At 37.8% G+C, this 12,442-nt stretch carries 13 protein-coding genes; 7 read left to right on the top strand and 6 right to left on the bottom strand.

The genetic code is table 11. The annotated features are described in order from the left end of the window. The coding region (locus CALSC_RS19220) for a putative bifunctional diguanylate cyclase/phosphodiesterase (protein WP_088242898.1) at positions 1-1,303 on the top strand (1,303 nt) is incomplete at its 5' end. Between the two features lie 419 nt (positions 1,304-1,722). Here CALSC_RS19220 and CALSC_RS19215 read toward each other — a convergent pair. After that, entirely contained in the window at positions 1,723-2,307 is a 585-nt protein-coding gene (locus CALSC_RS19215; RefSeq protein ID WP_088242899.1) for a glutathione S-transferase family protein, read from the bottom strand. A gap of 666 nt (positions 2,308-2,973) precedes the next feature. Here CALSC_RS19215 and CALSC_RS19210 point away from each other — a divergent pair. The 4 genes from CALSC_RS19210 to CALSC_RS19195 all read left to right on the top strand — a co-directional run bounded on the left by CALSC_RS19210 (position 2,974) and on the right by CALSC_RS19195 (position 5,209). Then, positions 2,974-4,182 (top strand): DUF4336 domain-containing protein, encoded by a 1,209-nt coding sequence (locus CALSC_RS19210; RefSeq protein ID WP_088242897.1) that lies wholly within the window; start codon positions 2,974-2,976, stop codon positions 4,180-4,182. 92 nt (positions 4,183-4,274) lie between these two features. Beyond that, positions 4,275-4,535, top strand: coding sequence for a type II toxin-antitoxin system HigB family toxin (locus CALSC_RS19205; RefSeq protein WP_235006858.1), 261 nt, complete (start codon positions 4,275-4,277; stop codon positions 4,533-4,535). Beyond that, positions 4,519-4,941 carry a helix-turn-helix domain-containing protein gene (locus CALSC_RS19200; RefSeq protein WP_088242896.1) on the top strand — a complete coding sequence of 141 codons (423 nt, stop codon included), beginning with the start codon at positions 4,519-4,521 and terminating at the stop codon, positions 4,939-4,941. The genes CALSC_RS19205 and CALSC_RS19200 overlap by 17 nt, the downstream gene beginning before the upstream one ends. A 16-nt stretch (positions 4,942-4,957) precedes the next feature. Continuing rightward, positions 4,958-5,209, top strand: a complete 252-nt coding sequence (locus CALSC_RS19195) for a UPF0175 family protein (RefSeq protein WP_088242895.1) — start codon at positions 4,958-4,960, stop codon at positions 5,207-5,209. A 185-nt stretch (positions 5,210-5,394) separates the two neighbouring features. On the opposite strand, the gene CALSC_RS19190 is transcribed toward CALSC_RS19195, so the two are convergent. The 3 genes from CALSC_RS19190 to CALSC_RS19180 all read right to left on the bottom strand — a co-directional run bounded on the left by CALSC_RS19190 (position 5,395) and on the right by CALSC_RS19180 (position 8,926). Further along, positions 5,395-7,326, bottom strand: coding sequence for an ABC-F family ATP-binding cassette domain-containing protein (locus CALSC_RS19190; RefSeq protein WP_088242894.1), 1,932 nt, complete (start codon positions 7,324-7,326; stop codon positions 5,395-5,397). A 265-nt stretch (positions 7,327-7,591) separates the two neighbouring features. Further along, positions 7,592-8,008, bottom strand: coding sequence for a DUF1824 family protein (locus tag CALSC_RS19185; protein WP_088242893.1), 417 nt, complete (start codon positions 8,006-8,008; stop codon positions 7,592-7,594). A gap of 75 nt (positions 8,009-8,083) precedes the next feature. Then, positions 8,084-8,926, bottom strand: coding sequence for a prohibitin family protein (locus CALSC_RS19180; RefSeq protein WP_088242892.1), 843 nt, complete (start codon positions 8,924-8,926; stop codon positions 8,084-8,086). A 200-nt stretch (positions 8,927-9,126) separates the two neighbouring features. On the opposite strand from CALSC_RS19180, the gene CALSC_RS19175 reads away from it, so the two are divergent. Continuing rightward, the gene (locus CALSC_RS19175; protein ID WP_407641955.1) at positions 9,127-10,836 is read left to right on the top strand and encodes an ABC transporter ATP-binding protein; all 1,710 of its coding nucleotides are present in this window, start codon (positions 9,127-9,129) and stop codon (positions 10,834-10,836) included. A gap of 51 nt (positions 10,837-10,887) precedes the next feature. Further along, the gene (gene ccmS / locus CALSC_RS19170) at positions 10,888-11,334 is read left to right on the top strand and encodes a beta-carboxysome assembly chaperone CcmS (protein ID WP_088242890.1); all 447 of its coding nucleotides are present in this window, start codon (positions 10,888-10,890) and stop codon (positions 11,332-11,334) included. A 159-nt stretch (positions 11,335-11,493) separates the two neighbouring features. Here the strand turns inward: ccmS and gatC are convergent, their stop codons facing one another. Then, entirely contained in the window at positions 11,494-11,784 is a 291-nt protein-coding gene (gene gatC, locus CALSC_RS19165) for an Asp-tRNA(Asn)/Glu-tRNA(Gln) amidotransferase subunit GatC (protein WP_088242889.1), read from the bottom strand. 26 nt (positions 11,785-11,810) lie between these two features. After that, positions 11,811-12,332, bottom strand: a complete 522-nt coding sequence (locus CALSC_RS19160; RefSeq protein ID WP_088242888.1) for a photosystem I assembly protein Ycf3 — start codon at positions 12,330-12,332, stop codon at positions 11,811-11,813. Positions 12,333-12,442: the final 110 nt, after the last annotated feature.

The raw sequence follows: 12,442 nt of genomic DNA, 5'->3' as shown, positions 1-12,442 counted from the left end.
AGTACTACATGATTCTCTTACAGGCTTACCTAACCGAGTTTTATTTATTAGAAAATTAGAAAATGCACTTCAGCAAGCCAAGCAAGAATCTAGTTATAAGTTTGCTGTCTTATTTTTAGATTGTGATCGCTTCAAAGTAATAAATGATTCTTTAGGTCATTTAGTGGGGGATGAATTACTAGTAGCAATTGCCCATAGATTACAAACATCTCTAAGCCCATTTGATACTTTATCTAGATTAGGAGGAGATGAATTTGGTATTCTGCTAGAGAATATTATTGATATTGATTCAGCAATTATGATTGCTGAATCAATTTTAAAAAAATTGTCTATAGCTTTTAATTTATCTAGATATGAAGTATTCATGAATGCCAGTATTGGCATTAATTGGGGGAACCGTGATTATGATAAACCTGAATATTTGTTACGAGATGCAGATACGGCAATGTACCGGGCTAAAGCTCTAGGAAGAGGAAGGTATCATGTCTTCGATCCTGTAATGTATCAAGAAGCAATTCAACTTTTACAATTAGAAAATGATCTGAGAAAAGCTCTAGAACGGCAAGAATTTTTAGTTTATTATCAGCCGATTATTTCTTTATCTACAGGTAAAATTACTGCACTTGAAGCATTAGTACGTTGGAAACATCCTCATCAGGGTTTAATTCCTCCCATTGAATTTATTCCTGCATTGGAAGAAATCGGTTTAATCAATGAAGTTAATCTCTGGGTTTTACAAACAGCTTGTCAAACTATTGCTAATTGGTATAAACAAAAATTAATCGCTGATAATTCTTTATGCTTAAGTGTAAATTTAAGCGCTCGGATGTTTTCGCAAACAGAATTAATCACACAAATAGATAAAATTATTGAGCAGACTGGAATTAATCCGATTAATCTCAAAATAGAAATTACAGAAAGTGTAATCATGGAAAATAGCGCTGCTACAAAAAATATTATATATCAGTTTAAAGAACGAGATATTTTTATAATTATGGATGATTTTGGTACGGGATATTCTTCCTTAAGTTACCTGCATAGGTTTCCTTTCAAATCCCTGAAAATTGATAAATCTTTTGTCAAAAGAATGCAAGAAAATCAGGAAAATATGAGTTTAGTACCTGCAATGGTTGGTATTGCTCATTCTATGGGCATGACTGCGATCGCAGAAGGGGTGGAAACCCCAGAACAATTAGCTCAACTGAGAAGTTTAAATTGTGATTATGCTCAAGGATATCTCTTTTCTCATCCCTTACCTCAAGAATTAATTATAGATTTAATCTCTTCTCAGCCTCAATGGTAACTAAGGTCATGTTCAAAAATATCTATCCATCTTTCTCATCAACCTCAAGCTTTTAGCCTTCTATCTAAATGGCAAATGCGATGATCCCATAAGCACCCATAATTAAAAAATTAATATCATTACTTTCTATATATAGCACTACGCAATTAGGTTAGGACATTCTTGAACCCTGAAATCTATGAACAGTAAACTTATTACTTATTACTTATTACTTATTACTTGCGCGTAGCGCTATAGCATTGAGTTAAAGATTATTTTGAATCAAAACTGAGTCGGAGAAAAATTTTTTCTAAAAAAGTGTTCGCTATGTTAATTCAGCGAACACCAAACTATCTGTAATGTATTTTGAAATACTTAAGTTTGCCAAGAAGGCTAGGAGTCATAGGATAGTAAATTATTATTATTGATACTGATATGACTTAGCTGATTTTTACCCTTTCTATCCATCTTTGAATAGCAGGAAACTTGTGTAAATCAAATCCTCCCTCATGGGCTACATGGGTGTAGGCAAACAAGCTAATATCAGCAATTGTATAACGCTCATCTACAAAAAAATGATGGTTCTGTAAATGATTATCCATTACCATTAACGCCTTATACCCAGGCTCTCTTTGCTGTTCTATTAACTGACGGTATTCTTCTGGTTTACCCAGAATAGATATCCAATACCGGGATTTGGCAATAAAAGGTTCATGGCTGTATTGCTCAAAGAATAACCACTGTAATACCTGTGCCCGGAGAAAAGGATTGTATGGTAAAAATTCCGTACCTTCACTCAAATAAATTAATATGGCGTTGGACTCTGACAAATATTTTTCAGAATCAATTTCTAATAGGGGAACTTTACCGACGGGATTTTTACCTAAGAATTCTGGGGTACGAGTCTCTCCTTTTAAGATGTTCATTTCTATTCTCTCAAAGGGCATACCGATTTGTGTCAACAAAAGACGTATCTTATAACAATTACCAGAAGGTAAAAAATCGTACAGACGCAGCGTTCTCATGCCCATGTTTTTGGAGATGAATATTGTGAGTATTTATGATGATTTAAAATACAATATAACTTCCCATAAAACAAATATATAACTGAAATTTTTTAGAAATGTAATATTTAACTGCAAATGTTTTTTCTCAAAAAATAATTGGTAAAGGTATTATTTATAGCACAACAAAGTACGTTAGAACATTTTTGAAACAGCAAATCTATGAACAGTAAAATGGTTACTTATTATTTATTACTTATTACTTGCGCGTAGCGGTATATACCATTTTGTTATGTTTATTGTTTCAGATTTAAGCTGTATATTAAAATATATTTTTAACTCTGGTTACTAAATGTACACTTCATTTCGTAGTGGTTTGGTTGTTAACAAATAAGTCATAGAACAATTGCAGTACAAATGGCAAAAGTATCCGATACTACTAGTACTGCCAGAAGAAAAGCAAACAGACAGTTTTATAAATGATTGATGGTTAACGGTTATTGGCGAAATTGACAAGTATGGGATGTTTTTATTTATAAGTCTTTGATCTATGACCATATTGGGTCATCATGATATATAGACCATTTTGCCGATATTTTGCAAAACTCCTACATCAGAGAGTGAAGTAATATTGAGTTGCGGACTTTGTAGAAAGCTGTCAACGTAGTAGTCATTAGGTTTAGTAAAGTGGATGATGATGGAAAATTAGTAAATACGGAAGAAACTAACCCCCAGGACTTTTTATGGCGGTTCTGGTTTACTGTACCCATCTATCCATTTAGTCAACGACGGACGATTCGCCAGGAAGTTGTCAGGGATACGATCTGGACTTTTGAACAGTTACAGGGTATTTTATACGTTGTAGTTCCCATCCGCATGACTGTTGTCAAGTTAGATACGGGAGGACTACTAGTTTATGCACCCATCGCACCAACTAGGGAATGCATCAATTTACTACAAGATTTGGTGAAAGTGCATGGTAATGTAAAGTATATTATTTTACCAACAATCTCAGGCTTAGAGCATAAAGTTTTTGTTGGGCCTTTCGCCCGTAAGTTCCCTCAGTCAATGGTTTTTATTGCTCCCGGTCAGTGGAGTTTCCCAGTAAATTTACCCCTCAGTTGGTTGGGCTTGCCGACAAAACGCACTCATATTTTGCCGCCAGATAGCAATCAAACCCCCTTTGGTAAGGAATTTGATTATGCAATTCTTGGTCCCCTTGAATTAGGAACTGGTAAGTTTGGGGAGGTAGGATTTTTCCACAAAGCTTCCCGTAGTCTGTTGGTGACAGATATCATAGTTTCCATCCCTGCAGAACCACCAGCGATCGCTCAATTAGATCCATATCCTTTATTATTTCATGCTCGGGATAAATCTACGGATGCGATCGTAGATAACTATAGTAATCGTCTCCAGGGATGGCAACGTATTGCCTTATTTTCTATGTATTTCCGTCCTAGGGCTTTGGAAATATCTCCCTGGGGTGAAGTTTTCCGTAATGCGTTCCAAGCTTCAGACCGTTCTGTAAAAGCCTACTTGGGATTATACCCCTTCCAATGGCAACCACATTGGCAGGATTCTTTTGATGCTTTGCGGGGAAATGGTCGTTTGTTCGTAGCGCCAATTTTACAGGCTTTGATTCTCAATCGCGCCCCTAGGAAAACCCTGAGTTGGGCTGACAGGGTGGCACAATGGGACTTTCAGCGAATTATTCCTTGTCACTTAGATTCTCCAATTACCGCTACTCCCGAGCAATTTAGACAAGCTTTTGGCTTTTTGTCAGCACATAATCAAGGCGGTAGTTTACCGGAAGAGGATTTTCAAGTTCTCAGAGAAATTGATGTTCAATTAAATAAATTGGGTATTGTACCACCTGCGAAAGATAAAGTACTGTAATTAACTCGTTTTGGGGCAGAAAGATTTTAAAATTAGGAAAATAGGCAGAAAGGATGCACGTAATCAGCAAAGTGAAACTACGGGACTTCTGAATTCAGCACGCTGATTCTGAAGATGCTCTCAATGATTGGTATAAGTTTGCATCTAAAGCCAACTGGTCTAATTTACTAGATGTTCAGAAAAGGTATCCTAAAGCAGAAGCAGTTGGTAACTTTACTGTGTTCAATATCAAAGGTAATAACTATCGTTTGATTGTAGACATTAGATATTCTAGCCAAACAATTTTTATTAAATACGTTCTTACCCATCCTGAGTATGATAAGGAAAGGTGGAAAGATGACCCCTACTTCTAGTCAACAAAGTTATACTGATTTACTAATTAAGTATCAGCCTAAGCCAATTAAAACTCTTGAAGAGTATAACGTAGCCCTGACTATAGTAGAGGGGATGATGTCTGGCGAGTTGACAGAGGCTGAAACCAAACTTTTTGATTTGTTGGTTCTTCTGATTGAGACTTACGAGGCTCAACATTATCCAATAGGTGAACCTACAATTGGGGCTACTTTAGAGTCACTAATGCATGAGTTTGACGTAAATTCATCTACTTTAGCGGAAGTTCTCGGTTCTGTTGAACAAGTCAGGGAGGTAATTAATGGTCAAAGGGAAGTAAGTAAATCCCAAGCAGAGTCCTTAGCCAAATTTTTTAATGATTTAAGTTATGAACTTTCCCTCACATATAAGGACTTTAGTAATAAGTAATTAAGTTAAAAATACTATGACCAAAGTAAATCTAGACTTACCAGAAGAAGTCTTCTCAACCCGTCGCCTGACCCCAGATGATTTTGTCCGTGATATGCGCCTTGCTGCTGCTATATACTGGTATCAAAAAGGTGAAGTTTCCCAGGAAAAAGCTGCCCAAATTGCAGGTTTAAATCGCCGCGACTTCCTTGCAATCCTGGCGCGGGAACAGGTAGATGTGTTTGTAGTAGATATGGATGATTTGCAAAGAGAGTTAAACCGTGGCTGAGAGTTTATCTGGCGCAGCCATACACCCGGTAATTAACACCTCCCCACTGATTTTTTTGACCAAGGGCGGCTTTCTCCACCTATTGCAGATCTGGATTTTAGACTAAAAAAACACAAAACGACACAACAGCTTATCTCAATCCATAATAATTAAAGAAAGCTGTAGTAGTGAATAAAAATCGATTCTCAAGAGTCCATTTCTGCTAACTCTAACCAACGTTCAGTTGCTGTATCAATTTGATTTTTGAGAGTTTCTACCTGTTCATACAGTTGTTGTACTTGGCTATAATTTCCTGGCACAACATTTATCATTGTGGCTTCTGCTGCTGCTTTTTCTGTTTCTAACTGGGCTATTTTACTTTCCAATTCACTAAATTCTTTCCTCTCCCAATTAGACATTCGTCGTTTTTTGTTTGCTGGTGCTGTAGATGGGGAGTTATTGTTTCCAACTACTTTTTTTTCTGATTTATTTTCTATTTTATCAGCTTGCTGTTGCTTCGCTTCCTGAGCTTTTTTATAATCTAAATATACGGAATAATTACCAGGATATTGTACAACTTTGCCATTTTCTTCAAACACAAAAACCTTATCCACTGTCCGATCTAAAAAGTAACGGTCGTGGGAAACTACAATTACACAGCCATTAAAATCTTCTAAATATTCTTCCAATACCGCCAATGTTTGCACATCTAAATCATTAGTCGGTTCGTCTAATATTAAAACATTGGGCGCACTCATCAACACCCGTAATAAAAATAAACGCCGTTTTTCACCACCAGAAAGTTTATGAATGGGAGTATACTGCTGGTTTCCGGAAAACAGGAATCGCTCCAACATTTGGGAAGCAGTAATTTGGGTTCCATCAGCTATTTTGATGTATGCTCCCCCTTCTTCTTTAATATATTCAATAGCTCGCTGATTTTCGTTCAGAGCTGACAATAATTCTTCGGAATGTTGGTCAAAGTAGCCGATGTGGATGGTACTGCCAATATCTACAGTACCTGTATCTGGTTGTAAGCGCCCGGTAATCATGTCCATTAAGGTTGATTTTCCTACACCATTACCACCAATAATTCCTACCCTGTCCTCTGGACTAAATTCGTAGGTAAAATCTTTAATTAATGTGCGCTCGCCATAACTTTTGGAAATCGAATTAACTTCAATTACCTTTTTCCCAATGCGACGACTAGGTGTAGCAATATCTACCTTTCCCTGAGTTTGTTTAAACTCCGTGTCTTGCATTTCATGAATTCGATCAATCCGCGCTTTTTGTTTAGTACTTCTGGCTTTTGGTCCCCTTTTCAACCATTCTAATTCCCGGCGTAACACCCCCTGAAATTTTTGCTGGCTGCTGGCTGCTGCTGATTCTGCCATAGCCTTTTTTTCCAGATAATAGGAATAGTTACCGGAGTATGTATAAATGTCTCCTCGGTCAATTTCCACAACTCGATTGGTAACTCGATCCAGAAAATAGCGATCGTGGGTAATCAGTAATATAGCACCACGATAGCGATTTAAGTAACTTTGTAACCATTCCACAGAATCAGCATCCAAGTGGTTGGTGGGCTCATCCATGAGTAAGAAATCTGGTTCTGATAGTAAGGCTGCGGCTAAAGCAATACGCTTGCGATAACCTCCAGATAAAGTACCAACCTTGACATCAAAATCAGTGATTCCTAACTTGGAGAGAATAATTTTGGCATTAGTTTCCAACTCCCATGCACCAGTTGCATCCATTTTTTGCATCACCGAGGACAAACGGGACATTAATTGCTCGTCGTCTGGATGAGTAGCTAGATGGTGGGAAATGTCCTCATACTCCCGGACTACAGCCATTTGCTCCCCACTATCAGCAAACACCTGTTCTAAAACTGTGCGATCGCTATCTATATCCGGTTGTTGGGGTAAGTATATAATCCTTGTACCAGCAGGGACTAAAATTTGACCACTATCAATTGGTTCTAGCCCCGCAATCATTTTCAACAAGGTTGATTTTCCCGAACCGTTAGTGCCAATTAAGCCTACTTTATCAGTAGCATCTAAACTTAAACTGGCATCTTTTAAGATTTCTTTGATGCCAAAATCTTTCCTGACTGATTGTAGCGTAATTACACTCATACGATGTTAGATTTGAGATTTGGAAAAATGGATAATTTGTTGGTAATTTCGGATTATTTGAAGAATATAAGCCCCTAAATTTATTTTTATGGACAAATAATCTAATAATTGTGCCACGATGCATAAGCACTCTTTCGCAATTATTCATGATTTCATGACTTTAGACATGGGGTCAATCCAAAATCCAAAATCCAAAATTGTTATTTGAACTACCAATAAATTACCCCGATGCACCGATAAAAATAAGCACCCCGGAAATTGAGTTTTAAACAAATAAATCTAGAGGGAGATGACCATACATTTCATTAATTCCTGCATGGGAATAAGATTGGCAAGAAACTAAAACTCCACGGTGATGCCCAGCATAGGAATCAATATGACAAATGCCATTTTTGCCATTTAACTTAATGTAAACAGGACCTTCAATCATGGGTAAACCGGTTGGTGGTTCGTATCCCAAAGCCAAAGAATAAGTTTTCATCGCCAGTAATCCTTCCTCGGCTGTATCAGCACAAATACCCAAAATCTTGTAATCAGCCAAATTGGCTATGGAGAGTAAAGCCCGACGAATCAATCCTTTTTCTGATGGCTTAATTTTCGGAGCAATATCCACGCAATTAAACTTATTGAGGATTTTTTTCGCTTCTTGGATAGTGATCTGAATTTGATTTTGCCTGGTCATAAATCGCTTGATTTTTGATTAATGTTTACTAGAGATTTGACTAGGATATCTACCTGGAATCATATTAAAATGCAATTAATCTTGCATATTACTCAAGTTGAAAATGAACGGTATACTGCCACCCTTATCACTACCTGTGACAATCACCTTGGGCATTTGAGCGCCACCACTTCTCCAAGCTTCAATGGCTTCTTTTTGCAGAACTAGTTTTCCTCCTTGGTCGTTCAATGTCTCCGCTAGCAGTCTTTGAGCTTCTGCCTTACCTTTAGCACGATTTACGTCTGCTTGTGCTTGTTGTTCTGCCTCCCTGGCTACATAGACTGCTCTCTGAGCTTTTTGTTCAGCAATTTGTTTCTCTTCCACTGCTTTGGCAAATTCTACAGAAAAAGCTAAGTCGATCACACTAGTATCTAACACAATTACTCCATATTTATCTAGGCGTTGATCTAAAGCATTATCAAAATCCTCCTTGAGCTCATCTCTTTTAGTGATCGCTTCCTCTACAGTTCTCCTCGCAGCCGCAATTTTAAAAGATTCCTGGGTTTGGGGAGCAATAATTTTGGAGACGATATTTGCCAGACTTCCCTGTTTCCTTCTAATCTCCACTACTTCTTGTTGATCTATACGAAAGTTGATGGCAAATTTGGCAGATAGTTCCTGTAAATCCTTGGTAGAACTTTGGGCGGGAATTTCATATTTTTGCACTGTAACATCATACACATCAACATTAGATATGAGTGGTGGCTTGATATGGAAGCCTTCTAGTAAAGCTCCATCTCTGGCTTTACCTAAAACACTGAGAACTCCAGCTTCACCAGGATTAATAATCACAAAGGAATTGAGGCTGAATATTACTAATACTGCCACTATGATGCCTAGAACTGCACTTTGCCAACTATCTAATTGCTGATTTTTCAAATTTTTATCTCCTTGGTAATTATTAAAGAATTTCGGCTTGATAATGAAATATGATGGCTAGCAACGTAGTAGTATCTTCATCACACAAATTTTAAGTGGTTGTGGCTAAGACATTCACATCTAACCGGCGATCGCAAAGAAGGCGAAAGCCCCACCCTTTCAAGCGTTTGCTTGACTACGGACAACAGTATGGTCAGCAAATGAAACTGGCTACTGCTGGTTCTATTTTAAATAAGCTATTTGACTTAGCTCCACCAGCCCTAATTGGGGTGGCGGTGGATGTAGTCGTGAAGCAGCAAGATTCTATCATTGCCCGGTTGGGGGTAAGAGATATTTTTTGGCAATTCTTAATCCTTTCTTTCCTGACGGTGATTATTTGGGTGCTGGAATCGTTGTTTGAGTATGGCTACAAGAGAATTTGGCGCAATTTAGCACAAAATATTCAGCATGACTTGCGATTGGATGCTTATAACCATTTACAGGAGTTAGAACTAGCATATTTTGAAGAACGTAGTACGGGTGGTTTAATGTCTGTCCTCAGCGATGATATTAACCAGCTAGAAAGGTTTTTAGATTCTGGGATCAATGATATTTTGCAGGTTTCTACCACTGTGTTAATTGTTGGTGGTGCATTCTTGTTTGTGGCTCCTAGTGTGGCATGGATGGCGATGTTACCCATCCCATTTATTTTGTGGGGAACTTTTACCTATCAAGATTTGCTGGCTCCTCGCTATGCTGATGTGCGGGAAAAGGTAGGGTTGTTAAATGCTCGGCTATCTAATAATTTAAGTGGCATCACTACGATCAAAAGTTTTACAACTGAAGATTATGAAAGCCAACGTTTAACAGCCGAAAGTGAGGCATATCGACGGAGTAATAATCAAGCAATTAAATTGTCAGCAGCGTTTATCCCCATAATTAGAATGCTGATTTTGGTGGGTTTTACAGCATTAATGATATTTGGAGGCATGGCAACGGTAGATGGTAAAATTTCTGTGGGTGCCTATAGTGTTTTAGTCTTTTTGATTCAGCGATTATTGTGGCCTCTAACTAGATTAGGTGAAACCTTTGACCAATATCAACGGGCGATGGCTTCTACAAATAGGGTAATGGATTTATTAGATACTCCCGTAGCTATTCATCCTGGAGATATTTCTTTAACTGTTGATGCTGTCAATGGTGAATTGGTATTTGAGAATGTCTCTTTTGCTTATGCAGATAGATTACCCGTGATGCAAAATCTATCTTTATCTATTCCTGCGGGGGAAACCATTGCTATTGTGGGAACCACTGGTTCTGGAAAGAGTACTTTAGTTAAATTATTGTTGCGATTTTACGAAGTACATTCGGGCAGAATTACCCTTGATGGCATTGATATTCACAGATTAAATTTACGGGATCTACGTCAATGTATTGGCTTAGTTAGCCAGGATGTATTCTTATTCCACGGTACAATCGCCGAGAATATTGCCTATGGTACTTTTGATGCTAATCATAAGGAAATTATCATGGCGGCAAAGGTAGCGGAAGCCCATGATTTTATTACGGGATTACCTGATGGCTATGACACCATTGTCGGGGAAAGGGGACAAAAATTATCTGGGGGACAACGGCAGAGAATTGCCATTGCTCGGGCTATATTAAAGAATCCCCCCATTCTCATTTTGGATGAAGCAACATCGGCAGTGGATAATGAAACTGAAGCTGCTATCCAGCGATCCCTAGAAAGAATTACTGTCAATAGAACTACAATTGCGATCGCTCATCGTCTTTCCACTATCCGCAATGCTGATTGTATTTATGTCATGGAACAGGGACAATTAGTAGAGTCGGGAACCCATGAAGAACTTTTGCAACTGCATGGAATTTATGCCAATCTTTGGCGCGTTCAATCAGGTTTAAAATTATGAGCTAAGTGTCGCCATTTTCTGATAACTGATAACTGATAACTGATAACTGAAATCATGCTGGGTATAAACAAACCTCAATTACCAAACAATCATTGGTGTAATCAATTAAATAGATTTGTCAAAAATCATCAACAGGAATTGGCTGCTTTATCATGGGGTTTATGGTTAGAAAATGGTAATAGTCAGGGTACTATTGGTATTGATTTACAACCCCAACCCCATTTTGTTTATTGTCCCCAAGAACATATAGAATCTCTTAACCATCGGGTTGATAATAAGTTACAGGAAATCTTGGGAATTATTGATAATTACCAGCCAGAATTAGAAGTTCTGATGATTGGTATTGGTAAGGAGCAAATACAGTTAATTTATTTTCAACCAGAGTCAACACCACCAGACTGTTTTCAACAAATAGGTAAGGATGTGGACTCTTTATTAGAACTATTGGAAACGGCAATGAAGGAAAAATTGCAGTTAACAGATACTTCTAGTAAGTAAAAAAAATACCCCCAATTGGAGGTAAATAGTTTTTGTTGAATATTGACACACAAAATATAGTGGACTGGGTTTCTGTATAGAGTTTCTGTATATGTGTCAATGGTAGCAATAGAAAGACTGGTTGTCAGTGGTAATTGGGTAGCTTTAGAAATATTTTACTTATTCTTCACTGAGAATTTTTGGAACCCGAAAAAAGTCCCCTTCTTGTTCTGGTGAGCTTTGGAGAATTGCTTCCCGATTTTGATAAGGCTGAAGTACATCCTCTCGCGTGATATTAATCACGTCAATTGCCCTGGTTGTTGGCTCTATATCACTGACATCAAGCTCGCTCAATTGCTCTATATAGTCCAAAATATCCCCTAACTGAGTAGTGAATTCGGCTTCTTCTGTTGGAGTCAATTCTAAACGAGCCAGATGGGCTACTTTACGCACTTGTTCCCTATCGATCATAAGTTTAGTGATTTTTACTTAAATCTTTAAAAGAAGACATCAATTTCCATTCTACCTGTGGTTTTCAACCAGTTTTGAGCCTCGATGTAATTATTGGGAGCCATGCGAATAGCTCTAACCCAATAGTCAGAAGCTTTATCAAATAATGCTTCTCCTCCCTCTTCGTCTCCAGCTTCCTTTGCCTTTTCTCCTTCATAGTGGAAGATGACGGCAATATTGTTCAATGCTTGGGGAAGACGAGGGTTACATTCAAGTGCCTGATGATATAATTCCAAGGCTTTGTCGCGATCGCCATTACTAGCGTAAATTAACCCCATATTATAAAGGATATAACCGCGATCGTTGGAGTCTTCTTCTAACTGTAAAGCTTCTTCATAATTTTCCAGAGCTTCGGCATATTCTCCTTCTGTCTGTGCCGACATGCCATCTCGGTAATAAACAAAAGCTTCCTTGGCTCGTTTATTAGCTGGCAGGAGCTTGAGAATTAGATCCGCCATTACAGTAAAGGACTTATCTATAAAGTTATCATTTTTCTGGGTTCTTGGCATATCTGCTCTGATGCTCCTTTGACTGAGGAGATATTTGGCTAAGGCTTACTTAGTTAATTTAACTCGAATTTCGCCAGATATTTATTAATCTATGTTTACAGTCACAACTT

The organism is Calothrix rhizosoleniae SC01 (assembly GCF_900185595.1).
GTDB classification, from domain to species: domain Bacteria; phylum Cyanobacteriota; class Cyanobacteriia; order Cyanobacteriales; family Nostocaceae; genus Calothrix_A; species Calothrix_A rhizosoleniae.
The sequence above is the reverse complement of the archived record's forward strand: the minus strand, read 5'-3'. Positions and strand labels throughout refer to the sequence as shown.

What these genes read in the sequence shown, in the direction of transcription:
- CALSC_RS19185 (WP_088242893.1), bottom strand. Translation starts at nt 8,008, where the DNA reads ATGACCAGGCAAAATCAAATTCAGATCACTATCCAAGAAGCGAAAAAA.
- CALSC_RS19195 (WP_088242895.1), top strand. Translation starts at nt 4,958, where the DNA reads ATGACCAAAGTAAATCTAGACTTACCAGAAGAAGTCTTCTCAACCCGT.
- CALSC_RS19175 (WP_407641955.1), top strand. Translation starts at nt 9,127, where the DNA reads ATGAAACTGGCTACTGCTGGTTCTATTTTAAATAAGCTATTTGACTTA.
- CALSC_RS19200 (WP_088242896.1), top strand. Translation starts at nt 4,519, where the DNA reads ATGACCCCTACTTCTAGTCAACAAAGTTATACTGATTTACTAATTAAG.
- CALSC_RS19160 (WP_088242888.1), bottom strand. Translation starts at nt 12,332, where the DNA reads ATGCCAAGAACCCAGAAAAATGATAACTTTATAGATAAGTCCTTTACT.
- gatC (WP_088242889.1), bottom strand. Translation starts at nt 11,784, where the DNA reads ATGATCGATAGGGAACAAGTGCGTAAAGTAGCCCATCTGGCTCGTTTA.
- CALSC_RS19215 (WP_088242899.1), bottom strand. Translation starts at nt 2,307, where the DNA reads ATGAGAACGCTGCGTCTGTACGATTTTTTACCTTCTGGTAATTGTTAT.
- CALSC_RS19190 (WP_088242894.1), bottom strand. Translation starts at nt 7,326, where the DNA reads ATGAGTGTAATTACGCTACAATCAGTCAGGAAAGATTTTGGCATCAAA.